Below are 21656 nucleotides of genomic sequence, written 5' to 3' on the forward strand. Positions count from 1 at the left end.
CGCCTCAGGGCAAGGGGATGGTGACGGGCTCACTGTCCCAGCCCGTGGTCAGGGTCCGGGCGCGGATGACAATCTCCGTCAGACCGTCCGGGATCACCACACCACTGAGCGACCGGGTAAAGGGCTGCTCGGTCTCGTGGGGATGGGCCAGCACTCGCGTGCCCAGCACGGTCCCGTCCGGCGCCTCGACCCGCCAGCCATCGGCGTAATCCTCCCAGCCGGTTTCAGGATGCGAGATCGTGACCGAGACCCGGTAGCTGTCGCCATTGGGCCGGAGGTCCACGCCCTCGATCTGTGCCGGATGGGCGAAAGCGGATCCTGAAGATAGGATGCCGAGCGCGAGGAACGTGGCTTTCATGGGCGTTTGTCCTTTTGGTCATCCCGGAGGATGCGGTGAGGAATCGAGCGGAATTCCCGTGACCAGATCACCCAGAACACGAAGAGCGATGCAACGGCGAGCTGGATTGGCCCGATCAGCCACGCGAGCGTCGAGAGGGCGAGGTAGAGCGCCCGCAGTCCCCGGTTGAAGTTCCACGCTGCGCGGATGTTCAGTTCGGCGGCCTGCGCTGCGCGGTGGGCGGCGATCGGGTCCGACGGGTCGTTCGGCACCGCGGCCATGACCACGGCGCAGTATCCGAAAATCCGGTTCGACCAGAGGAATTTCAGGAAGGCTTCGGTGAGGATCACGACGATGATGACAAGCTTGATCTGCTCTGCCCGGGCATCGGGGCTCACCCCCAGATCCTGCGCGACGCCGGTGAATTGCTCGATATTGCCGATCAGTGCCAATGCACCGCCGATGGCGATGACCGTGGTGGAGGCGAGGAAGGTCGTGCTTTGCCGGAGCGAGCCCAGGATCGTCGCGTCGAAAATACGCGGATCGCGGGTCAGCATCTGCCGCATCCATTCGCGCCGGTGCTGGATCATCAGGACGGTGACCGAGGGGGTTTTCGCGGTTTCACTCTCGATCCGCAGGCTGAGGAGCTTCCAGCCGAGAAAGAGCGCCGTCACCGCAGCGTAATCCGCAATCGTCAGGACACTAAGTACTTCGAGGGTTGTCATGGGATCCGTCATACTGCGGTGATGCGCCGCTTGCTACCGCGTCTTTCGCTGGCTACGGTCGCGGGCAAAGGAGTCTGACCATGGATATGCCGTCTCCCGACCCCCGAATTCTGCCTCGTCGCGATGAGATCATCCGGCGCCTCGCGGGCGTCCTGCCCGAGGACGCGCTGATCCACCGCGCAGCAGAGCTGAAGCCCTATGAATGCGACGCGCTCACGGCCTATGCCTGCCCACCCATGGCCGTGGTGCTGCCGTCCTCGACCGAGGAGGTCTCGGCCGTGCTGCGGATCTGCCATGACGAAGGTGTGCCGGTGGTGCCGCGCGGGGCGGGGACGTCGCTCGCGGGTGGGGCCTTGCCCACGGCGGATTGCGTGATCCTCGGCGTGGCGCGGCTGACCGGCGTTCTGGAGACGAATTTCGCGGACCGCTACATCCGGGTCGGCACGGGGCGAACGAACCTGTCGGTGACCGGCGCGGTGGAGGGCGACGGGTTTTTCTACGCGCCCGACCCGTCCTCGCAGCTGGCCTGCTCCATTGCGGGGAATATCGCGATGAATGCGGGCGGGGCGCATTGCCTGAAATACGGCGTGACCACCAACAACCTGATGGGGGTGACGCTGGTCCTGATGGATGGCGAAGTCGTGGAGATCGGCGGTGGCCACATGGATGCGCCGGGGCTGGATCTGCTGGGGCTCGTTTGCGGCTCCGAGGGGCAGTTGGGCGTGGTGACCGAAGCGACCCTGCGCATCCTGCCGAAACCCGAGGGCGCGCGGCCGGTGCTGATCGGCTATGACAGCCTTGAGACAGCAGGTCAGTGCGTCAGCGACATCATCCGCTCCGGTATCCTGCCGGTGGCCATCGAGTTCATGGACCGGCCTTGTATCCGGGCGACGGAGGCGTTCGCGGGGGCGGGCTACCCTGATTGCGCAGCGCTGCTGATCGTCGAGGTCGAGGGCTCTGATCCGGAAATCGAGGAGCAACTGGGTCAGATCACCGAGATCGCCCGGCGGCTGGACCCGGTGGAGCTGCGCGTCAGTCAGTCGGCGGAAGAAAGCGCGCGGATCTGGCTGGGGCGCAAGTCGGCCTTTGGGGCCATGGGGCAGATCAACGACTATATCTGTCTCGACGGCACGATCCCGGTGACCGAGCTTCCCCGGGTTCTGGGGCGGATCGAGGAATTGTCTGAGGAATATGGCCTAGGCGTGGCCAATGTGTTCCATGCGGGCGACGGAAATATGCACCCGCTGATCCTGTTCAATGCGAACAAGGAGGGGGATCTGGAGAAGGCCGAGGCGCTCGGGGCCGAAATTCTGAAGACCTGCGTCGAGGTGGGGGGCTGTCTGTCCGGCGAGCACGGGATTGGCGTGGAGAAGCGCGATCTGATGTCGGTGCAATATGACCCCGCCGATCTGGAAGCGCAGATGCGGGTGAAGGATGTGTTTGATCCAAAGTGGCTGTTGAACCCGGCGAAGGTGTTTCCTTTGGAGGTATCGAGGAGCAGGCGGACCGGCGAGGGGCTCCGCCCCGCTGCTGTGCAGCCCCCGGGGTATTTGGAGACACAAAGAGGAACAGGCTCGTGATGCGGCCCGAAAGCGAGGCGGAGCTGGCCGACGTTTTACGGAGCGCTGAGGGTTCTGTGGCGATCCGGGGTGGCAGGACTCGGGCGCCGGCGGAACTGCCGGAGGGTCTGGTGATCTCGACGGCGGGGCTGAGCGGGATCCGGCTCTATGAGCCCGGGGCGCTGACTTTGGTGGCCGGGGCGGGTACGCCGCTGGCGGAGATCGAGGCGGCTTTGACGGCGGAAGGGCAGAGGCTGGCCTTCGAGCCCTGGGATGCGTCAGTGGTTCTGGGGCGGTCCGGGCGATCTACGCTGGGCGGTGTGATCGCGACGAATGCTTCTGGCCCGCGCAGGATTGTCGCGGGTGCGGCGCGGGATGCGGCTCTGGGAGTGCGGCTCGTGGATGGCGCGGGTGAGGTGATCCGGGCAGGCGGCCGGGTGATGAAAAACGTCACAGGGGTTGATCTGGTGCGGTTGGCCTGTGGATCGCGCGGGACGCTGGGGGTGATCACCGAAGTGAGCCTGAAGACCCAGCCGGGTCCGGCGGATGCCGCGACACTGGTAGCGGAGGGGCTCTCACCCGGGGCAGCGGTTGCGGCGATGCAGGCGGCGCTGGGGACGGCGTTCGAGGTCAACGGCGCGGCCCATGATCCGGCGCGCGGGGAGACGGCGTTGCGGCTGGAAGGGTCGGCTTTGTCTGTGGAACTGCGCGCGGAGCGGTTGACGAAAGCGCTGGCGGGTCATGGGGACTGGCATGTGGAGCGTGGCCGGGATTGGGCGCGCGTGCGGGATGCGGCGGATCTGGCAGGATCGGGGGATCTTTGGCGGATCTCGGTGCGGTCCTCGGATGCGGCGGACCTCGTGGCGCTGTTGCCGGGACGGTGGCTGATGGACTGGGGGGGCGGGCTGATCTGGGCTGAGGCACCCGCTGGTACGGACCTGCGGCAGCTCATGAGCTGTGCCGGGCACGCGACGCTGGTGCGTGCGACCCCCGAGACCCACGGACGGCTCGGTACACTGCACCCGGAATCTGCGGGTGTTCAGAGGCTGAGTGACGGGATCGCGGCCCGGTTCGATCCGCGCGGCCTGTTTCGATCTGCGGCCTGAGAGGAGCGCCCGGTGCAAACGAATTTTACCGAAACGCAGTTGCAGGACCCGGACATTGCGCGCTCGAATGAGGTGCTGCGCAGTTGCGTCCATTGCGGGTTTTGTACCGCGACCTGCCCGACCTATCAGCTCTTGGGCGAGGAGAACGACTCGCCCCGAGGGCGGATCTACCTGATCAAGGACATGCTGGAGACAGGCCGCGCGGCCGATGCGGAAACCGTCAAGCATATCGACCGATGTCTGTCCTGCCTGTCCTGCATGTCCACTTGCCCGTCCGGCGTACATTACATGCATTTGGTGGACCATGCCCGCGCCCATATCGAGCGAACCTACAAGCGTCCGCTCTGGGATCGCACGTTGCGGCGGATGCTGGCGATGATTCTGCCTTATCCGGGGCGCTTTCGGCTGGCCCTGCGGGCGGCGGGCCTGGCCCGCCCGCTGAGCGCCATGATGCCGGACAAGCGGCTCCGCGCCATGCTGGAACTGGCGCCGAAGCGCGTTGCGCCCGCGTCGGACGTGGACCGGCCGCAGGTCCATCGGACTGAGGTCGCGCCGCGGATGCGGGTGGCGCTGCTGACCGGCTGCGCGCAATCGGCGCTCGATCCGGAGATCAACGCCGCAACAGTGCGGCTTCTGACCCGACTGGGCTGTGAGGTGGTGATCGCCGAGGGGATGGGGTGTTGTGGCGCACTTACCCATCACATGGGGCAGGTAGATCAGAGCCACACTCAGGCGGCGGCTAATATCCGCGCCTGGATGGCGGTAAAGGCCAGCGGTGGTCTGGACGCGATCGTGATCAACACCAGCGGTTGTGGCACTACGGTCAAGGATTACGGCCATATGATGCGCCAGACGGATCTGGCCGCTGAGGCTGCTGAGGTGTCTGGCCTCGCCTGTGATATCTCGGAACTTCTGGAACGCCTGGTGACCGAAGACCTGCCTCTGCGGGACGACCGGACCCACGAGGGGATGCGGGTCGCCTATCATGCTGCCTGCTCGCTCCAGCATGGGCAAGGGGTGAAACAGGCCCCCAAGACGCTCCTGAAGCGCGCCGGATTCGATGTTGTCGAGCCCGTGGACAGTCATCTCTGCTGTGGTTCGGCGGGGACGTATAACATCCTGCAACCTGAGATCGCCGGGCAGTTGCGCGACCGTAAGGTCGGCACGCTGGAGCGGCTACAGCCGGAGGTGATCGCAGCCGGGAATATTGGCTGCATGACCCAGATCGGCACTGGGACTGATCTGCCGATTGTGCACACGGTGGAACTGCTCGATTGGGCGAGCGGAGGTCCGAAGCCCCGCAAATTGTCTCGGTGATTTCCACACAACTTCAGTTTTCCGAAACCCTGCTCCTGTAGACGTCCTGCCCATGAGAGGGATGAAGGAGATGGTTGTGCAACATGCGGTTCGAGCGTTGTGGATCTTCGTGTTTTGTGTGGCTGGGATGTCTCAAGCCTCGGCGGAGGGCACACCGTTCGATGCGGTGGGTCGGCTCAATCTGGGAGGTAGCGAGTACTGCACTGCAACCCTCATTGATGAGCAGTTCGTCGTGACAGCGGCACATTGTGTTGTGAGTGAAACGGGGACTCCGCGTGCTTTGGAAGGTCTGTCATTTCAGGCCGGCCTTTCTGGCAAAACGGCCCGCGCAGTTCGCAAGGTGAGGCGCGTTCTGATGCCCCGGGACTTCTCAGGAGATATGCAGGAACTGGCAAATCTGGCGCGGGATGTGGCGCTGTTGGTTCTCGACACACCCGTATCGCGTCAGAAAATTGCGCCTCTCCGGGTCGCACCGTCTGACGGGCAGATCTTTGGCTTCGCATCCTATTCCGGTCAGCGATCTACGCGGCTCACCGTTACTGAGGGGTGTGAAACCGCGCAGAGGTCTCAGGGCGCGTTGTTGCTGTCCTGCGAGGCCGAGCGCGGTGCGTCCGGTGCGCCGGTATTCGATCACGACGGCGCCGGTCAGATGCGACTTGTGTCTTTGATCACGGCAGAAGCGCGGCTGGGTGGAATGTCCGTACTGATTGGCTCCGACCTCCCGGCTGCGCTGGCCGATTTTCTGGCCGAACTGCATGGTGATCGTGTGGAATCATCGGAGGTTGCGATGGTACCCGGTTTGGTACCAGATCCGGTCTCGCGCGCCCACTGATCCGGCATTCCGAGGGAAAGCGGACGGCGTTGTTCGGTGTGCTTGGATCTTGAAATCGGGAAAGATGATCCACATCTCGTGTCTTGGCAGACGCCGGATCGGGTTTGCCAGATCGCTCGTCCCATAACGGGAGGGCAGACTAACGTATCGCTTTTGAAAGGATGCACCCTATGAGAACCTATGATCTCGCCCCGCTTTACCGTGCCACTGTCGGTTTTGATCAGATGGCCGATCTGATGGACCGCGTGATGCGCGACACCCGCAGCGGCGAGAGCTATCCCCCTTACAACATCGAGAAAACGGCTGACGACGCCTGGTCCATCGAGATCGCTGTCGCCGGGTTTGGTGAGGCTGACCTGAGTGTCGAACAGCGCGAGAAAGCGCTGATCGTGACTGGCAAGAAGGCCGCCGATGATGCCAAGCGCAACTACCTGCATCGCGGTATTGCGACCCGTGCGTTCGAGCGCCGGTTCCATCTGGCAGACCACGTCCGGGTTGAGGCCGCGCGCCATCGCGACGGAATGCTGGTGATCGAACTGCGCCGCGAGGTGCCCGACGCCCTGAAGCCGCGCCAGATCGCTATTGCGTCTGACCGTGCCGGAGCGATTGAGGCTGAAATCTCCGCCTGATCGCATAAAGGTCCCCGGCCAGCCAGGCCGGGGACCTCTCCCGTTGCCTCAGACGCTGAGGCAGATGTACTTCATCTCCAAATAGTCCTCGACCCCGTGATGGGAGCCCTCGCGACCCAGCCCGGACTGTTTCACACCGCCGAACGGGGCGACGGCGGTTGAAATGATCCCGGTATTCACACCGACAATCCCGTATTCAAGTGCCTCGGTGATCCGTGTCACGCGACCGAGATCATTGGCGTAGACATAGGACGCGAGGCCAAAGATCGTGTCATTGGCCAGCGCAATCGCCTCCTCGTCCGTCTCGAACCGGAAGAGCGGCGCCAGCGGGCCGAAGGTCTCGTCCGTGGCAAACTGCATCTCCTGCGTCGCGCCGGTGATGATCGTTGGCTCAAAGAACGTCCCGCCCATCTCGTGGCGACTGCCCCCATGGATCACCTCGCCGCCCTTTGCGACGGCATCAGCGATGTGGCTTTCCACCTTTTCGACTGCACTCGGCTCGATCAGGGGACCGAAATCGGTGCCGTCCTCCAACCCGTCGCCGACCTTCATTTGCGACAGCCGGTCGCGCAGTTTCGCGGCAAAGGCGTCATAGATGCCGGACTGCACATAAATCCGGTTGGCGCAGACGCAGGTCTGACCGGCATTGCGGAATTTGCAGGCAATGGCCCCCTCGACGGCCTTGTCCAGATCGGCATCGTCAAAGACCAGAAACGGCGCATTGCCGCCGAGTTCCATGGAGCATTTCATCACCTGATCCGCCGCTTGCCGCAGCAGGATGCGCCCGACCTCGGTCGAGCCGGTAAAGCTCAGCTTGCGCACTGTCGGGTTCTCGCAGAACTCCTTGCCAATGCCGGAGGAATCGGACGAGGGCAGGATGGACAACACGCCCTTGGGAATGCCCGCCCGGTCGGCGAGGACACCCAGCGCCAGCGCCGAGAGCGGGGTGAGCGTCGGCGGGCGCACGACAAAGCTGCACCCGACCGCCAGCGCTGGACCTGCCTTGCGGGTGATCATCGCGTTGGGGAAATTCCACGGCGTGATCGCAGCGGCGACACCGATGGGCTGCTTGATCACGTGGATGCGCTTGTCCGGCGCGTGGCCGGGGATGATCTCGCCGCGCACGCGCAGCGCCTCTTCGGCGAACCATTTGATAAAGCTGGCACCGTAGGTGATCTCGCCCTTGGCCTCGGCAAGCGGCTTGCCCTGTTCGGCGGTCAGGATGCGCGCCAGATCGTCTGCGTTCTCCATCATCAGGCTGTACCAGCGACGCAGCACCTCGGCGCGCTCTTCGGCGGTGCGCGCGGCCCAGTCTTTCTGCGCGGCTTCGGCGGCATCGATGGCGCGGGCGACTTCCGCGCGGGACAGGTCCGCAACCTCGGCCAGCACATCACCACGCGCGGGGTTTGTCACCTCAAAGGTCTTGCCCCCTTCGGCATCGACCCACTCCCCGGCCAGATAGGCCTGGGTCGCAAGCAGGCTCGGGTCCGTGAGCAGTGCGCTGAAATCCGTCTTGTTCAACATGTGATGCATCCTCCCATGGGCACAGATGAGCGTGTCCTGCACTACGTTGCGCTTTTCCGCGTCAGGGGTCTAGATGTCTGTGGTGCATGAAGGAGGGGCGGATGGTCACGGATCTGGACTATGACAACGGGGCCGCGGTGGCCGGATCAGAGCGCTATGGTGCGATCTGGACCAAGGCGGCGGCGGCCTTTCGCGACGCGCTGGGATCACGGGCGAGGCTCGGCCTGCCCTACGGTCCCGCCCCTCGGGAGCGCGCGGACCTTTTCCTACCCGAATGCTCCACAGAGGGGTTGGTGATCTACATCCACGGCGGCTACTGGCGCTCCCGCGACCGCGACGACTGGTCCCATTTCGCAGAAGGCTCGCTGGCCCGGGGGCAGGCGGTGGCGATGCCATCCTACACGCTGGCGCCGCAGATCACCCTGACCACCATGGCCGAACGTCTCGCCGCCGCCGTAGAGATGCTGGCGGGGGAGGTTCCGGACGTGCCGATCCGTCTGGTCGGCCATTCGGCTGGCGGGCATATGGTGGCGCGCCTGATCGCGGAGGGCAGCGCGTTGCCGGATGTGGTTCTGGCACGCATCACCCACGTGATGTCGATCTCACCGATCTCGGATCTGACCCCGCTCCTCGGTCTGGCGCTGAACGATGATTTACGCCTGACGCCGGAGGAGGCGCAGGCCGAGAGCCCTCTGTTCCTTAACAAGCGGAGCAAGACGCTTGTCAGCGTCTGGGTGGGCGCGGACGAACTGCCCGCCTTCGTGGATCAGGCGCGCTGGCTGGCGGGGGCGTGGGACGCACCGCTCCACGAGGTCGCGGGGCGGCACCACTTCGACATCATCGACGCGCTCCGGGATGCCGAGAGCGACATGGTCCGGACATTGCTCGACTGAGCGTCACTCCCAGCAGGAGATGAGCACCGTCACCTGCCCCGCGAGCCGGTCGAGCTGTGTGATGGTCAGGGCGCTGTCAGAGCGGCTCCGCTCCGGTGAGATGCCAGACGCTTCGAGGAACCCGACGATATTTGCGATGCCCGTCGCATGGTTTACCTGATCGGGGAGACGACGCGGGAGGTCATCCCGCGGTTGCAGGGTAGCGACCAGCGCGCCGGACGGTGCAAAGACGGGCCCCCCTGCGTCCCCGGGGCGGGCATCAAGCGCATATCTCTCGTGCTGTTCCGACCCCGCCAGCCCGGTCAGCGAAGCCAGACGCCCCGTAGTCAGGGTGGGTGCCGGGAGCTGGCCGCCAAAGGCGTACCCCGCGAGAATGGCCGTTTGCTCCGGGCGCAGGGGGGCTTGAGCGAGCTTGGCGGTGGCCATGGGAACTTGCGATGTCTCTGGCAGCAGGAGGGCCAGTCCACGGTCCGGGTCGCTGTGACTTACGGTGACTTTTACCCCACTCCCGAGGCTGATGTGTCCGCATCGGTCCAACTGCTCAAGCGCCGTGAGAACCTCGCCCTGAGCGCCAACATAGACGCCTGATCGGGTAAAGATCGGGCGCCGCACCTCCAGCCCGGCCAAAAGATCCACGGGTTCGCCGGGGGCCTCAGTGACCGGGGGCAGGACCTTGCGGGGCAGGGTCGCAAAGCTCTGCTGCATCTGGGCGAGCACCCGGGTCCGGCGGTCTTCATCGCCTGCCGGCCAGACCAGCGTGAACCCCTTGAGGGCACCGTTCTGCGCCCGGACCTCTGTATGGCTGACGATCTCGTCATTCTCACCCGTCAGGACAAAATTTCGCTCCTCCAGACTACGCGGGCCGGTCTCTGGCACGATCTCCAGCGTCTGCATTGCCGCGTAGAGGCTGCGCAGTTCAGAGGAGCCGCCGGCTTCGGAAATCAGCAGCACCGTTGCGGCAGGCGAAGCGTTTTCGCGCGGTTCATAGATAACGAAGGGCGGCGCGATGCGGGGGGCGCTAAGGACGCCCAGCGGCAGCTCAAGCATCACGCCCGCCGTGTCATCCTCGACCATCTCCATCCCCAACCCATCAAACACCGCCTTGTAGGCGCCGAGGAGTTGGTCGCGTTGGCGGGTCGTCAGAATGCCTGTTGGCTCCAGACCACTGTCCTGTTGCCAATCCGCCATTGCGCTCCGGGTGCCTTCGCCGAACGCCCCGTCCAGCGTCCCGCGATAGTGTCCGGCCCACGCGAGAGCGGCCTGAAGCGCCACGCGCGTTTCCGCGTCGAGCCGTGCTTCACCGGCCCGGGCGGCAGCTGGTGTCTCGTCGACCGTTCCCGGAGCGGGTCCCAGCGCAGGCGGAGGATCTCCGGCGGAGGCGGCGCCGAGTGACGGCGCGTTGGAGGGTCCACGCCCTGCCACCGGCCATAACTGCTGACCGAAATTTGCGCCATCGACCGCGTAGGCGTCCTTCGGAATCAGACCAGCTGCAACCAGCTGCCGTCGCAAGGCAGGCGCCATCGCGCGTTCGACAGGGCCGACAACGATGGCATTCCAGGACGAGTTTTCGAGATCATAGGCCGCAACACCGTCGATCTGCGCATCGTAGCCTTGCGCGGCCTCGATGGCTTCGGCCTGGGACCGTTTCGCTTCGATCTGAAGCCACACCTCCTCGGCCATGGCAGGTGTCGTCAGAAGCAGGATCAGGCTGACCTTCAGCAGTCTTTTGACCATTTTGCCCTCATTCTTGGCCGCGCCTGAAGCACAAGCGCCGCAGCGGTCCGGTCTGGGTGCTTGCCTTGTTTCACAAGCCTGAGCGGGAATGACAATGGGCCAGTTGGTGCAAGGTGTTCCTGCCATCGATCAATCGGGCGGTGAGATCTCCAGTTTCACATTGGCGTACCAGTCGGCGATGTCGCGGATCTGGTCGTCGGTGAGGTCTGCGGCGATCCCGGACATGATCTCGTGCTGGCGCTGGCCGCTGCGGAAAGCCTTCAGTTGCGTGTCGAGATAGATGTTCACCTCACCCGCAAGGTTTGGTGCGTCGAGTAAGGTCGAGAGGCCGTCCGCCCCATGACAGGCGACGCAGGCGCCAGGCGCGTCACCGGCGTCGGTGCCGTCGGGCAGCGTCGCGCTGGCCTCGTGTTCGGCGTACCACGCGGCCACGTCCGAGATTTGCTGCGCTGAGAGTCCCGCCGCCACGATGGACATCATCTCATGCTCGCGGGCGCCGGTCTTGAAGGCCATGAGCTGCGCTTCGAGATAGGCTTGGGGCTCGCCGCCGATATGGGGTGCGATGGGTATCTGGGCATAACCGTCCAACCCGTGACAGGTTCGGCACATATTGGCGATCAGCCGCCCGGCGGCCGGATCATCGGCCTGAGCTGGCAGTCCCCCGGCGAGCGTCAGCCCGCCGAGGATGAGTGTCGCAGCACCCTTCATCCGTCTGTTGAGGGGTTGTAGGCGATACGCCAGATCGCTCCGGCGAAGTCGTCGGAGACCAGCATGGAGCCGTCGGGCAGGAACTCGATATCCATCGGACGGCCCCGGTATTCGCCGGTATCCTCATCGAGCCAGCCATCGGCAAAAACCTCGGCCCCGGTCGCATTGCCCTCCTCATCGAGCGCGGTGAACATCACCCGCGCACCTACCGGCGTCGTGCGGTTCCACGACCCATGCTGCGCCCAGAAAATGCCGCCGTGATACTGATTGGGGAACGAGTCGTCGTGGTAGAACCGCATCCCCAGATCCGCCGCATGGGCGGTCAGTTCCAGTTGCGGTTCCACAAAGGTCACGCCCTCGGGCCGTGGCACATCCTTGTAGTCGGGGATCTCTACCCGGGAATTGGTCCACGGGAAGCCGAAATGCTGCCCGGCTTCTGTCTGACGGTTCAGCTCGCCCGGCGGGATATCATCGCCCATGCCGTCCACCTGATTGTCGGTCCACCACAGTTCGCCCGTGGCCGGGTTGAAGTCCTGCCCGACCGAGTTTCGGACCCCGCGGGTGTAGACTTCCCGGCCCGAGCCGTCCGTCTTCATGCGGATGATGCCGCCGATGCCGAGTTTGTCATAGAGCTCGACCTTCTCTTTGGGTTGCACGTTGTGCGGCTGGCCGAGGGAGACATAAAGCATCCCGTCCGGCCCGATGTCGCAGACCCGCGCCGAGTGGTTAAAGCTCTCTTCTTCCGCCGGGATCAGATCTCCCTGCGCCACCACGGTGCCCACGGCGATATCGGGGCTCTCAAAAAAGAACTCGGCCGCCGGGAACACGAGGATTCGGTTGCGTTCGGCAATGTAGAGAAACCCGTCAGGCGAAAAGCACGGCCCGTTCGGAATGTCGAAGGTCACCGAGGGGGCGAAATCCTTGACCTCATCGGCCACGCGGTTGCGATCCCGGTCGACGATGGACCAGACCTTGTCCTTGCGCGTACCGGCAAACAGCACCGTCCCCTGCGGCGCCATCGCCATAGATCGGGCATCCGGCACAACGGCGTAGAGGCTGACCTCGAATCCGTCGGGAACGTTGATATGCGGCACGATGGACTTGAGTGCGTCGGTCCGCTCGCCCTCCTGATCCACGAAGGTAAAGCTCGCGTCGGTCTTTTGCATATTCCCGAGCTTTTCCATGTTGTCGTCGGCCAGCGCCGGTGCAGTCAGCATGGTGCCCAGCAAAAATGCGGACAGAGTCGTTCTGTTCATCACGATATCCTCCCAGAAAAGCGAGGAGGGTCTGCTGCCTTTGGCTTGAGTCTATACCCTCCACAACACGCAATGATTGTTGCTCAACCTCTGACATGTCAACTTATTTGGGAGTTTGCGCATGTCTGATGCATCCCATAGCCGAGTAGGTCTGGCGTATCGCGCGACAATCCCGGCGCCGGGCAATGACAATGCCACGCCCGATTGACCCTCCGGGTCAGTCTGCCTATGCAGGCCCGGCTTTCTTTGCGGAGGGTTTGCCCCCAATGTCTCGTCCCGTTTGCTTTCAGGATATCCTTATGGCGCTCCAGTCCTACTGGGCCGGCACCGGATGCGCGGTGTTGCAGCCTTATGACATGGAGGTGGGGGCGGGGACGTTCCACCCGGCGACCACGATGCGCTCTCTTGGGCCAAAGCCATGGGCCGCGGCCTATGTCCAGCCCTCGCGCCGCCCAACGGACGGGCGCTATGGGGACAGCCCGAACCGTCTCCAGCATTACTACCAGTATCAGGTGATCATCAAACCGTCGCCGCCGGACCTGCAGGAGCTCTATCTCGGCTCGCTCAAGGCCATCGGCATCGACACCGACCTGCATGACATCCGCTTTGTCGAGGATGACTGGGAGAGCCCGACGCTGGGCGCCTGGGGTCTCGGCTGGGAGGTCTGGTGCGACGGGATGGAAGTCAGCCAGTTCACCTATTTCCAGCAGGTGGGTGGCCATGACTGCCACCCGGTCTCGGGCGAGCTGACCTACGGACTGGAGCGTCTGGCCATGTATGTGCTCGGCGTCGATCATGTGATGGACATGCCGTTCAACCACCCCGACAGCGCGCAGCCCCTGACCTATGGCGACGTGTTCCGCGAGGCGGAGGCGCAATATGCGCGGTTCAACTTTGACACCGCGAATACGGCGGATCTGTTCGAGCACTTCAAGGAAGCCGAGGCGGAATGTGCCGCGATCCTGAGCCAGCCCGCCGAGGACCCCCGCACCGGACGCCGCATCGTCATGGCGCTGCCAGCTTATGACCAGTGCATCAAGGCGAGCCATATCTTCAACCTGCTGGACGCGCGCGGGGTGATCTCGGTGACCGAACGGCAGAGCTATATCGGCCGCGTCCGGGCGTTGGCCAAGCAATGCGCCGATGCGTTCGTTCAGACCGAGGCAGGGGGCTACGCGCCCGACGCGCCATGAGCGGCAAATTTATCGTCGGCGCGCTGGCCGTCCTCGCGCTGATCACGGCTGTGTCGGTCTATTACCTGCAGGTCTATCATTTCTACGACACGGTCAGCCCTGAGGGGTTCACGATCGAGACGGCGGCGGGGCCGATGGCGCTGGTGGCTGAGAACATTGAGGCCATCGACGCGGACAGCTCCCCGATCCGCTTTCGCGCGTGCTTCGACACCGACGCGACGCTCCCTGACGGCGCTGTCCCCTATGAGGACGCGATCCCGCTGACCGCGCCGTTCTGGTTCGGCTGCTTCGACGCGGAGGCCGTCGGCGCCGCGCTGGAGGCGGGTGAGGCAACGGCGTGGCTGGCGCAAAAGAACATTGCTTATGGCGTGGACCGGGTCGTCGCGGTGACCAACGATGGCCGGGGCTATGTCTGGCACCAGCTCAACAATTGCGGCGAAACCGACAATTTCGGCAACCCGGTGGGCGACGCCTGCCCGGAGCGACAGGACTGACCGCGCATTGATTTCACCCGTTTGGGGGATGCCCACTGCGCGCCAAGGAGCAAGATAAGTCCATCTTCAAACGATGGTGGATATCATGGCCCTTCTTTCTCGTTTTTCTGCGCCCGCCCTGCTGGGCCTCGCCTGCCTGATGGGCGCGACCACGGCCCAGAGTGGCAATCTCGAACTTAACCTTACCGGAACGCCCTGTTTCATGGGAACCGGCGATGTTGCCGTTACGGTGGAGGTGGACAACTTCACGACTGCTACTCTGAATGGACGGGTAATTTTCGAGGTCGCGCACCACAGTTATCTTAAAGGTGACGGCAAGAACTTCTCGCTCAGGCCGACAGACGGAATCACGGCCCAGATGAGTACCCGCATCAGCTCGAAACATCTCAGACCATATCCCGGTTCGCCGGTGGGAACGATGCTGCTGACCGTCTACGCGCCGGATGCCAGCGGCAGCAACCTGCTCCATCCGGGTTTCCAACGGACCATTGGTCTGTGCCCCGGATCTCCTCCGCCCCCGCCCACAAATCGGTTCCGTCCCGCCCAGAAGTCTGGACCGACTCTGACGCCGCTTCTGAAGTAGGCAGACTCAAGCGCTCCTCAACCCCGTTGCTCAACGGAAACCGGCGGGGGTGCGGCGAGACACATCTCCGCACCCGCATCCTGCGCCTCCTGACTCTGGTGTTCCGGGGCAAGGTCTGGACCCTGATCGCGTGGTGTGGGCTGTGGGAGGATTTTCGCATGTTCCGCGAGGATCGCATGACGGCAGTGACGCCCGCAGGCCGTTTTGCTCACGCGCCGGGGCAGAGCCTGGCGGATTTCTACATCCGGCAGGCCTGCGAGGGCTTGGACCGGGTCAGACCGGCATCTCGCGCGCCGTGATCGTGTAGGCAAAGCCCTCGGGATCCAGCTCATCGAGCCGGCGACCGCCGAATTCCGCCATTGGATACATCAGGAAGGGCACGGGCCCAAAGCCCGCCCCCGGCAACACCACGTCATGGGCGGCGTTATACGCGATCCAGTTGCCCTCGGCGGCTCCAAAGAGCATCGCCTCGGCGTCAGGCTGTTTCTCGGGCTCCTGAAGAGCGACCTTGCGCACATCGGCAGGGTCGGCGGGCACCCAGCCAAACCCCTCCAGCCAGACATCCGCGCGGCAATGCTGCGCGCCGGTGATGTTGGTGTCTTTGGCTCCAAGGCTATGATATCCGCGATCCGACGGCGCCACGCGGATGCCGTAGAGATCCCGTGCGGGCAGGTCGACGGACCGGGCTAAACCCACGTAAAGCGCGTTCAGATCGGCGCATTTGCCGGTCAGATCGCCCATCTGCAGCATCGAAGCGACGTCCCCCAGACCACAGCCCCGCGTCTCGGGGTTGCGCTCGGTCTCGGCGACGACCCAGTCATAAAGTCTCCGGGCTTTCTCCAGATCGCTTTGCGCCCGCCCCACAGCCGCTTCGGCGGTCTCGGCGACGATGCCATCAGTGGGGATCAAGGCGGTCGGGGCCGTGTGATGGGCGCGCTCGGCGGGGGATAATGCTAAGGCCTGCGCGGGCATGGTCAGATCTACGCTCCGGTCGCGGGTGGTGATCTCTGATGTCACCTCCAGCACCGCCTCCGCCTCGTCGCCGGTCCAGACGGCGTGCACCATGCCCGCATCGCCAGACCGCAGGAGGGACACCTCGCCCGCCGAGCCGGTCCAGCGGGTGTCACCGGGGCGGGACCAGAGCGGGTCGTCGAGGCTTGGCACCGGGACCCAGGCTTGGCCCGCCTGACCTTTGGGCAGGCTCAGATGGGTGGTCACCTCATAGCGCCGCCACGCCCCCACGCCCGAGGCACGAGCGGACACAGGCAAGGACAGCGCGGCCCCAAAGCCCGCCATTGCAGCGATAAACTCACGTCTCATCATGCTTTGGGTCATCCCGCACTCCGTCACACTGGCCTTTGGCGGGGGGCGTTACGCAAGCCTCGTCCGAATGACAAGCCGGGCTCAGCGCCGGGGCGGCTCCAGATCGCGCCATGTGCCCGGTTCCAGCCCATCCAGCGCATAGGGTCCGATCCGCCAGCGCACCAGCCGCAGACACGGGAGACCCACATGGGCGACCATGCGCCGCACCTGCCGGTTACGCCCCTCACGGATGGTCATCGACAGCCATGCATCGGGAACCGTCAGCCTAACCCGCACCGGCGGATCGCGCTCCCACAGCTCGGGCGGCTCGATCCGCGTCACCTCGGCGGGACGGGTCGGGCCGTCCTTCAGGGTCACGCCGGTCCGGAGCGCCTCAAGCTGGTCCTCCTGAGGACCGCCCTCCACCTGCACGAGGTAGGTCTTCGGCATCTTATGCTTGGGATCGGTCAATCGCGCCTGCAAGCCACCATCGTTGGTGAGAAGCAGCAGCCCCTCGCTGTCCCGGTCCAGCCGCCCAGCAGGATAGAGCCCCGGCAGATCCAGATGTCGCCCGAGCCCCGGCCAGTGGGTGTCGTCAGTGAACTGGCTGAGCACATTCATCGGTTTGTTGAAGGCCACCAGCCGGGGCGGGCCACTGCGGGCAGCGCGGGCTCTGGGGCGGGGCCGCGACATGGAAGCTCAGGCGGCGCTGCGGGTCAGGTCGAGGAACACGTCCTCAAGATCCGGCTCCTCGATGGACACATCGGCGATCTCCACCCCGGCCTCGCGCAACTTTGCCAGAATATCCCCGGGCTTGACCTTGGTTCGCGCGTAGCGGAAGGCCAGCCGTCCGCCCGCGCGGGTCTCCATCTCGACGCCTTCCGGCAGGCTGAGTGTCCCGGCGGGGGGGGAGACGGGCTCGATCACCAGCGTTTTCGAATCGATCCGCGAGACGAGGTTGCGCGTGGTGTCCCGGATCAGCAGTTCGCCGTGGTTGATGATGGCGATCTCGTCGCACATCTCCTCGGCCTCTTCGAGGTAGTGGGTCGTCAGAATGATCGTCTTGCCCTGCTCGTTGAGCTTGCGGACATTGCGCCAAAGCATCTGGCGCAGCTCGATATCCACGCCCGCCGTGGGCTCATCGAGGACGAGGATCTGCGGATCATGGACCAGCGCCTTGCCCAACAACAGCCGCCGCCGCATCCCCCCCGAGAGCGCCCGCGCATAGGCCTCTCCCTTGTCGCTGAGGCCGATCATTTCGAGGATTTCCTCGGTGCGCCGCTGGGATTTTGGCACCCCGTAAAGTCCGGCCTGCACGTCCAGCGAACTGCGGGGGGTAAAGAACGGATCGAGATTCAGCTCCTGAGGCATGACGCCAATAGCGGCACGGGACTGGCGCGGGTTCACGTCCTGATCGAATCCCCAGATCTTTACGTTGCCCGCGGTTTTCACCACCAGACCGGCGAGGATGTTGATCATCGTCGATTTGCCCGCGCCGTTCGGCCCCAAAAGTCCAAAGATCGAGCCCTTGGGGATCGCGAGATCGACGCCTTTCAGCGCTTCCTTGGCCTCGCTGCGCTTGGTCGCCGCGTAGGTTTTCCGCAATCCGGTGATTTCGATGGCGTTCTCGACCATGTGGCGCTCCTGCCCTTGCCGCTCACCCCGTGCGGTGAGTATTATCAACCCGATCTAAGACTCCTGCCCGCCACGGGCAAGCCATGAGGACAACAGATGACCGACAACACCGCCCCAGACGCCCCCGAGGTCGAGGAAGTCACCGCCACCCGCGTTGCCTGTGACGGCCACATGACCCACCCGCGTGTCTGGCTGCAAATCCCGCTCGATCGCGGCTGGGTCGAGTGCAACTACTGCGACAAACGCTTTGTGCTGAAGGACGGCGCCGGGGGGCACTGACCCCATGCGCGTGCTCGTGGCCTTGTTGCTGATGATCCTCGCGACGGCGGGGATGGCAGAGGAACGGCCGCGCCACGGGCTGATCGAGAACCGCACCGGGTTGCCCCTGACCCTGCCCTTGCAGGTCAAAACCCTGCCGGGGCGGGATTATTATCTGGACCTGCGTACCGCCGAGACCGGGCAGAGCGCGGTGCTGGCCTACATCCATGGCGGGCAGTTTTTCCGCCTGTTGATGCCGCCCGGGACATATGAACTCCACGCTGCAACCGGGTCCGACTGGCGGGGACCCGAGGCCCTGTTCGGGCCGGACACCGAGTTTTTCGACCTTCCCAATCCGCTGACCTTCCGCGCCGGATACGCGACGAAGAACGGTCACCTCATCGACCTGACAAAGCAAGGCCAGCTCACCGCCGTGCCGGTACGACCGCTGACCCTGTGCCAATATCCCTTGTCGGTCATGGCGAGGCAAAGCGCGACAGAAGATTCGATCCCCGTACCGAAGGTTGATCCTGCCTTTGACACGGGCCTGCCGTTCTACGGTCCCGACCCCGACCGCCAGGGGCTGGAAAAGCTGGGGATCGAGACGGATCCGTTCGATCTGCGCCCCGGCCCATTCGACCCCAAGGGTTTGCCGGAGACCGGCACCGCGCCGATCGACCAAGAGCGCATCCGCACGCGCCTCTGCCTCTGAGGCCTTCCCTCGCGGCGCAAAACGCGGCATCACCCCGGGGGCAATCATCTGAGCGAAAGAGGCACCGCCATGGCATTCGGCAAGGGACATCACCTGCATCTCGTGGACGGCTCCGCCTTTATCTTCCGTGCCTTCCACGCCCTGCCGCCCCTGACCCGCAAATCCGACGGGCTGCCCGTCGGAGCCGTGTCAGGCTTTGTGAACATGCTGTGGAAGATGATCCAGGACAACAAAGGCCCCGACGCTCCCACCCATGCGGCGGTGGTCTTCGACAAGGGCTCGCACACATTTCGCAACGATCTCTACGATCAGTATAAGGCCAACCGCGACGCCATGCCCGAGGATCTGCGCCCCCAGATCCCGCTGACCCGCGAGGCCACACGGGCCTTTAACCTTGCCTGTCTGGAGCAGGAAGGGTTCGAGGCGGATGACATCATCGCTACGCTGGCCTGCCGCGCGCGCGAGGCGGGCGCGCGGGTTACGATCATCTCGTCGGACAAAGACCTGATGCAGCTCGTGGGTGGCGGTGTCGAGATGCTCGACGCGATGAAAAATGCCCGCATCGACCGTGACGGGGTGGTGGCGAAATTCGGCGTCGGTCCCGAGCATGTGGTGGATGTGCAGGCGCTGGCGGGCGATTCGGTGGACAACGTACCCGGCGCGCCCGGCATCGGCATCAAGACCGCCGCTCAGTTGATCAACGAATACGGCTCTCTCGAAGAGCTCCTCAACCGCGCCGAAGAGATCAAACAGCCCAAGCGCCGACAGACCCTGATCGAGCACCGCGCCCAGATTGAGCTGTCCAAACGGCTCGTGCAGCTCGATTGCGAGATGGAGCTCGATTACGGCTTCGAGGCGCTGGAAGTGCGGGAGCCCGAGGCCGAACCGCTGCTGGAGTTCCTGCAGCAGATGGAGTTCCGCAGCATTGTGAAACGGGTGTCAGAGGCGCTGGGGGCTGAGCCTCCCGCCAGCCCCGAAGCGACCGGGACCCCGCCGGACACCCCGGCTGATGTCCCGTTCCCCGAAGAGTATATCTGGATCCGTGATGAGGCCGCCCTCTCCGACTGGGTCGCCCGCGCCACGGCGCAGGGCTATGTGGCCGTCGATACGGAGACCACCAGCCTGAACGAGATGCAGGCAGAGCTCGTGGGCATTTCGCTGGCGCTCAGCCCCGGCAAGGCCGCCTATATCCCGCTGACCCACGTCAAGGACGGGGGCGACGACCTCTTTGCCGATAACGCACTCTCCGACGGGCAGGTCCCGCTTGAACGCGCGCTAGAGATCCTGAAGCCAATGCTGGAGGATGCCTCGGTCCTGAAGATTCTCCAGAACGCCAAATACGATCTGAAGATCCTCGCCCGCTACGGCATAACCCTCGCACCGGTGGATGACACGATGCTCCTGTCCTACGCGCTCCATGGGGGCTTGCACGGGCACGGAATGGATGCGCTCAGCGAGAAATACCTCGACCACACCCCTATCCCGATCAAAGAGCTGATCGGCTCGGGCAAGAGTCAGATCACCTTCGACAAGGTTCCCGTGGACAAGGCCGTGCGCTACGCTGCCGAGGATGCGGACATCACCCTGCGCCTGTGGCAGCGCTTTAAACCGCTCCTCCATCGCAGCGCCGTCACCACGGTGTATGAGACGCTGGAGCGCCCTCTGATCCCCGTGCTGGCCCGGATGGAAATGACCGGGATCCAGGTCGATCGCAGCGTACTGTCGCGCATGTCCGGGGCCTTTGCCCAGAAAATGGCGGGGCTGGAGGATGAGATCCGCGAGCTCGCGGGCGAAGATTTCAACGTGGGGTCCCCGAAACAGCTGGGCGAGATCCTCTTTGGAAAGCTCGGCCTGCCCGGCGGTAAAAAGGGCAAGACCGGCGCCTATTCCACCGGCGCGGACATCCTCGAAGACCTCGCAACCGAGCACGAACTGCCGCGCAAAGTGCTCGACTGGCGGGCCCTGTCAAAGCTGAAATCCACCTACACCGATGCGCTGCAGGACCATATCGACCCCGACACGGGCCGCGTGCACACCTCCTATGTAATCGCGGGCGCCAATACCGGCCGCCTCGCCTCGACCGATCCGAACCTGCAAAACATCCCCGTGCGCAGCGAAGAGGGCCGCCGGATCCGTACAGCCTTCGTCGCGCCGGAGGGTAAGGCTTTGGTCAGCCTCGACTATTCTCAGATCGAGCTGCGGATCCTCGCCCATATCGCGGACATTGACGCGCTGAAACAAGCGTTTCGTGAGGGGCAGGACATCCACGCCGCCACCGCGTCGGAGATGTTCAACGTCCCCCTCGACGAGATGACGCACGAGATCCGCCGTCAGGCCAAGGCAATCAATTTTGGCGTGATCTACGGCATTTCCGGCTTTGGCCTCGCGCGCAATCTGCGGATTCCGCGCGATGAGGCACAGGGCTTTATAGACCGCTATTTCGAGCGCTTCCCCGGCATCAAGGATTACATGGCCGAGACCACCGCCTTTGCCAAAGAGCATGGCCGCGTCGAGACCCTGTTTGGCCGCCGCATCCATACGCCCGAGATCAACGCCAAGGGTCCCGGCGCAGGCTTCGCCAAACGCGCCGCGATCAATGCGCCCATTCAGGGCACCGCCGCCGATGTGATCCGGCGCGCGATGGTGCGGATGGAGGCGGCGATTGCCGATCTGCCGGCAAAGATGCTCCTGCAAGTCCATGACGAACTCTTGTTCGAGGTGGAGGAGGGCCATGAGGACGCGCTTATCGCCCACGCCCGTGAGGTGATGGAGCGTGCCTCCCTGCCCGCCGTGGACCTGTCAGTTCCGCTGGTCGTCGATGCCGGGCAGGGTCCGAATTGGGCCGAGGCGCATTAAGCG

22 protein-coding genes are annotated in these 21656 nt (G+C 64.4%); 13 read left to right on the top strand and 9 right to left on the bottom strand.

Annotation, left to right across the window (positions count from 1 at the left end; all coding sequences use genetic code 11):
• Positions 1 to 4: 4 nt before the first annotated feature.
• Together FEV53_RS09885 and FEV53_RS09890 are read right to left on the bottom strand one after the other, a co-directional pair.
• A complete protein-coding gene (locus FEV53_RS09885; protein ID WP_185962161.1) occupies positions 5 to 358 on the bottom strand; it encodes a hypothetical protein in 354 nt (117 codons plus the stop codon).
• Positions 355 to 1062 carry a DUF599 domain-containing protein gene (locus FEV53_RS09890; RefSeq protein WP_142834653.1) on the bottom strand — a complete coding sequence of 236 codons (708 nt, stop codon included), beginning with the start codon at positions 1060 to 1062 and terminating at the stop codon, positions 355 to 357. The genes FEV53_RS09885 and FEV53_RS09890 overlap by 4 nt, the downstream gene beginning before the upstream one ends.
• Before the next feature lie 80 nt (positions 1063 to 1142).
• Here FEV53_RS09890 and FEV53_RS09895 point away from each other — a divergent pair, with 80 nt between their 5' ends.
• The 5 genes from FEV53_RS09895 to FEV53_RS09915 all read left to right on the top strand — a co-directional run bounded on the left by FEV53_RS09895 (position 1143) and on the right by FEV53_RS09915 (position 6505).
• Positions 1143 to 2642: an FAD-linked oxidase C-terminal domain-containing protein gene (locus tag FEV53_RS09895; RefSeq protein WP_142834654.1), complete on the top strand. Its 1500-nt coding sequence runs from the start codon at positions 1143 to 1145 to the stop codon at positions 2640 to 2642.
• The gene (locus tag FEV53_RS09900) at positions 2642 to 3727 is read left to right on the top strand and encodes an FAD-binding protein (protein WP_142834655.1); all 1086 of its coding nucleotides are present in this window, start codon (positions 2642 to 2644) and stop codon (positions 3725 to 3727) included. Before FEV53_RS09895 ends, FEV53_RS09900 begins: the two co-directional genes overlap by 1 nt.
• A 12-nt stretch (positions 3728 to 3739) precedes the next feature.
• Positions 3740 to 5044, top strand: coding sequence for a glycolate oxidase subunit GlcF (glcF, locus tag FEV53_RS09905; RefSeq protein ID WP_142834656.1), 1305 nt, complete (start codon positions 3740 to 3742; stop codon positions 5042 to 5044).
• A gap of 127 nt (positions 5045 to 5171) precedes the next feature.
• A complete protein-coding gene (locus FEV53_RS09910) occupies positions 5172 to 5876 on the top strand; it encodes a trypsin-like serine peptidase (RefSeq protein ID WP_246100780.1) in 705 nt (234 codons plus the stop codon).
• A gap of 170 nt (positions 5877 to 6046) precedes the next feature.
• A complete protein-coding gene (locus FEV53_RS09915) occupies positions 6047 to 6505 on the top strand; it encodes an Hsp20 family protein (protein WP_142834658.1) in 459 nt (152 codons plus the stop codon).
• Positions 6506 to 6553: 48 nt separating this feature from the next.
• Here the strand turns inward: FEV53_RS09915 and FEV53_RS09920 are convergent, their stop codons facing one another.
• On the bottom strand, positions 6554 to 8029 hold the full coding sequence (locus FEV53_RS09920; RefSeq protein ID WP_142834659.1) for an NAD-dependent succinate-semialdehyde dehydrogenase: 1476 nt from the start codon (positions 8027 to 8029) through the stop codon (positions 6554 to 6556).
• A 101-nt stretch (positions 8030 to 8130) separates the two neighbouring features.
• On the opposite strand from FEV53_RS09920, the gene FEV53_RS09925 reads away from it, so the two are divergent.
• Entirely contained in the window at positions 8131 to 8922 is a 792-nt protein-coding gene (locus FEV53_RS09925; protein WP_142834660.1) for an alpha/beta hydrolase, read from the top strand.
• Positions 8923 to 8925: 3 nt separating this feature from the next.
• Here the strand turns inward: FEV53_RS09925 and FEV53_RS09930 are convergent, their stop codons facing one another.
• The 3 genes from FEV53_RS09930 to FEV53_RS09940 form a co-directional block, all read right to left on the bottom strand.
• The gene (locus tag FEV53_RS09930; protein WP_185962162.1) at positions 8926 to 10656 is read right to left on the bottom strand and encodes a serine protease; all 1731 of its coding nucleotides are present in this window, start codon (positions 10654 to 10656) and stop codon (positions 8926 to 8928) included.
• 129 nt (positions 10657 to 10785) lie between these two features.
• Positions 10786 to 11364, bottom strand: a complete 579-nt coding sequence (locus FEV53_RS09935; protein WP_142834662.1) for a c-type cytochrome — start codon at positions 11362 to 11364, stop codon at positions 10786 to 10788.
• Complete coding sequence (locus tag FEV53_RS09940; RefSeq protein WP_142834663.1) at positions 11361 to 12620, bottom strand: PQQ-dependent sugar dehydrogenase; 1260 nt, start codon at positions 12618 to 12620, stop codon at positions 11361 to 11363. The genes FEV53_RS09935 and FEV53_RS09940 overlap by 4 nt, the downstream gene beginning before the upstream one ends.
• A 266-nt stretch (positions 12621 to 12886) precedes the next feature.
• Here FEV53_RS09940 and FEV53_RS09945 point away from each other — a divergent pair, with 266 nt between their 5' ends.
• From FEV53_RS09945 to FEV53_RS21480, 4 genes are all read left to right on the top strand, one after another.
• Positions 12887 to 13813, top strand: a complete 927-nt coding sequence (locus FEV53_RS09945; RefSeq protein WP_142834664.1) for a glycine--tRNA ligase subunit alpha — start codon at positions 12887 to 12889, stop codon at positions 13811 to 13813.
• On the top strand, positions 13810 to 14307 hold the full coding sequence (locus FEV53_RS09950; RefSeq protein WP_142834665.1) for a DUF6446 family protein: 498 nt from the start codon (positions 13810 to 13812) through the stop codon (positions 14305 to 14307). Before FEV53_RS09945 ends, FEV53_RS09950 begins: the two co-directional genes overlap by 4 nt.
• An 85-nt stretch (positions 14308 to 14392) precedes the next feature.
• Positions 14393 to 14890 carry a hypothetical protein gene (locus FEV53_RS21475; RefSeq protein ID WP_246100774.1) on the top strand — a complete coding sequence of 166 codons (498 nt, stop codon included), beginning with the start codon at positions 14393 to 14395 and terminating at the stop codon, positions 14888 to 14890.
• A gap of 26 nt (positions 14891 to 14916) precedes the next feature.
• Entirely contained in the window at positions 14917 to 15189 is a 273-nt protein-coding gene (locus FEV53_RS21480) for a WYL domain-containing protein (RefSeq protein ID WP_246100775.1), read from the top strand.
• On the opposite strand, the gene FEV53_RS09960 is transcribed toward FEV53_RS21480, so the two are convergent.
• The 3 genes from FEV53_RS09960 to FEV53_RS09970 all read right to left on the bottom strand — a co-directional run bounded on the left by FEV53_RS09960 (position 15164) and on the right by FEV53_RS09970 (position 17827).
• The gene (locus tag FEV53_RS09960; protein WP_246100776.1) at positions 15164 to 16225 is read right to left on the bottom strand and encodes a transglutaminase-like domain-containing protein; all 1062 of its coding nucleotides are present in this window, start codon (positions 16223 to 16225) and stop codon (positions 15164 to 15166) included. The two genes, FEV53_RS21480 and FEV53_RS09960, sit on opposite strands and share 26 nt — an antisense overlap.
• A gap of 69 nt (positions 16226 to 16294) precedes the next feature.
• Positions 16295 to 16885: a pseudouridine synthase gene (locus FEV53_RS09965; RefSeq protein ID WP_142834667.1), complete on the bottom strand. Its 591-nt coding sequence runs from the start codon at positions 16883 to 16885 to the stop codon at positions 16295 to 16297.
• Positions 16886 to 16891: 6 nt separating this feature from the next.
• A complete protein-coding gene (locus FEV53_RS09970) occupies positions 16892 to 17827 on the bottom strand; it encodes an ABC transporter ATP-binding protein (protein WP_142834668.1) in 936 nt (311 codons plus the stop codon).
• A 96-nt stretch (positions 17828 to 17923) separates the two neighbouring features.
• On the opposite strand from FEV53_RS09970, the gene FEV53_RS09975 reads away from it, so the two are divergent.
• The 3 genes from FEV53_RS09975 (at position 17924) to polA (ending at position 21653) form a co-directional block, all read left to right on the top strand.
• Positions 17924 to 18106, top strand: coding sequence for a zinc-finger domain-containing protein (locus tag FEV53_RS09975; protein WP_142834669.1), 183 nt, complete (start codon positions 17924 to 17926; stop codon positions 18104 to 18106).
• A 4-nt stretch (positions 18107 to 18110) separates the two neighbouring features.
• On the top strand, positions 18111 to 18797 hold the full coding sequence (locus FEV53_RS09980; protein ID WP_142834670.1) for a hypothetical protein: 687 nt from the start codon (positions 18111 to 18113) through the stop codon (positions 18795 to 18797).
• 69 nt (positions 18798 to 18866) lie between these two features.
• Entirely contained in the window at positions 18867 to 21653 is a 2787-nt protein-coding gene (polA, locus tag FEV53_RS09985; RefSeq protein ID WP_142834671.1) for a DNA polymerase I, read from the top strand.
• Positions 21654 to 21656: the final 3 nt, after the last annotated feature.

It is taken from the genome of Palleronia caenipelagi, from assembly GCF_007004065.1.
GTDB classification, from domain to species: domain Bacteria; phylum Pseudomonadota; class Alphaproteobacteria; order Rhodobacterales; family Rhodobacteraceae; genus Palleronia; species Palleronia caenipelagi.

Excerpts from the sequence above, each read along its gene's own strand:
- FEV53_RS09885 (WP_185962161.1), bottom strand. The coding sequence starts at position 358 with ATGAAAGCCACGTTCCTCGCGCTCGGCATCCTATCTTCAGGATCCGCT.
- FEV53_RS09890 (WP_142834653.1), bottom strand. The coding sequence starts at position 1,062 with ATGACAACCCTCGAAGTACTTAGTGTCCTGACGATTGCGGATTACGCT.
- FEV53_RS09895 (WP_142834654.1), top strand. The coding sequence starts at position 1,143 with ATGGATATGCCGTCTCCCGACCCCCGAATTCTGCCTCGTCGCGATGAG.
- FEV53_RS09900 (WP_142834655.1), top strand. The coding sequence starts at position 2,642 with ATGCGGCCCGAAAGCGAGGCGGAGCTGGCCGACGTTTTACGGAGCGCT.
- FEV53_RS09910 (WP_246100780.1), top strand. The coding sequence starts at position 5,172 with ATGTCTCAAGCCTCGGCGGAGGGCACACCGTTCGATGCGGTGGGTCGG.
- FEV53_RS09915 (WP_142834658.1), top strand. The coding sequence starts at position 6,047 with ATGAGAACCTATGATCTCGCCCCGCTTTACCGTGCCACTGTCGGTTTT.
- FEV53_RS09920 (WP_142834659.1), bottom strand. The coding sequence starts at position 8,029 with ATGTTGAACAAGACGGATTTCAGCGCACTGCTCACGGACCCGAGCCTG.
- FEV53_RS09925 (WP_142834660.1), top strand. The coding sequence starts at position 8,131 with ATGGTCACGGATCTGGACTATGACAACGGGGCCGCGGTGGCCGGATCA.
- FEV53_RS09930 (WP_185962162.1), bottom strand. The coding sequence starts at position 10,656 with ATGGTCAAAAGACTGCTGAAGGTCAGCCTGATCCTGCTTCTGACGACA.
- FEV53_RS09935 (WP_142834662.1), bottom strand. The coding sequence starts at position 11,364 with ATGAAGGGTGCTGCGACACTCATCCTCGGCGGGCTGACGCTCGCCGGG.
- FEV53_RS09940 (WP_142834663.1), bottom strand. The coding sequence starts at position 12,620 with ATGAACAGAACGACTCTGTCCGCATTTTTGCTGGGCACCATGCTGACT.
- FEV53_RS09945 (WP_142834664.1), top strand. The coding sequence starts at position 12,887 with ATGTCTCGTCCCGTTTGCTTTCAGGATATCCTTATGGCGCTCCAGTCC.
- FEV53_RS09950 (WP_142834665.1), top strand. The coding sequence starts at position 13,810 with ATGAGCGGCAAATTTATCGTCGGCGCGCTGGCCGTCCTCGCGCTGATC.
- FEV53_RS21475 (WP_246100774.1), top strand. The coding sequence starts at position 14,393 with ATGGCCCTTCTTTCTCGTTTTTCTGCGCCCGCCCTGCTGGGCCTCGCC.
- FEV53_RS09960 (WP_246100776.1), bottom strand. The coding sequence starts at position 16,225 with ATGACCCAAAGCATGATGAGACGTGAGTTTATCGCTGCAATGGCGGGC.
- FEV53_RS09965 (WP_142834667.1), bottom strand. The coding sequence starts at position 16,885 with ATGTCGCGGCCCCGCCCCAGAGCCCGCGCTGCCCGCAGTGGCCCGCCC.
- FEV53_RS09970 (WP_142834668.1), bottom strand. The coding sequence starts at position 17,827 with ATGGTCGAGAACGCCATCGAAATCACCGGATTGCGGAAAACCTACGCG.
- FEV53_RS09975 (WP_142834669.1), top strand. The coding sequence starts at position 17,924 with ATGACCGACAACACCGCCCCAGACGCCCCCGAGGTCGAGGAAGTCACC.
- FEV53_RS09980 (WP_142834670.1), top strand. The coding sequence starts at position 18,111 with ATGCGCGTGCTCGTGGCCTTGTTGCTGATGATCCTCGCGACGGCGGGG.
- polA (WP_142834671.1), top strand. The coding sequence starts at position 18,867 with ATGGCATTCGGCAAGGGACATCACCTGCATCTCGTGGACGGCTCCGCC.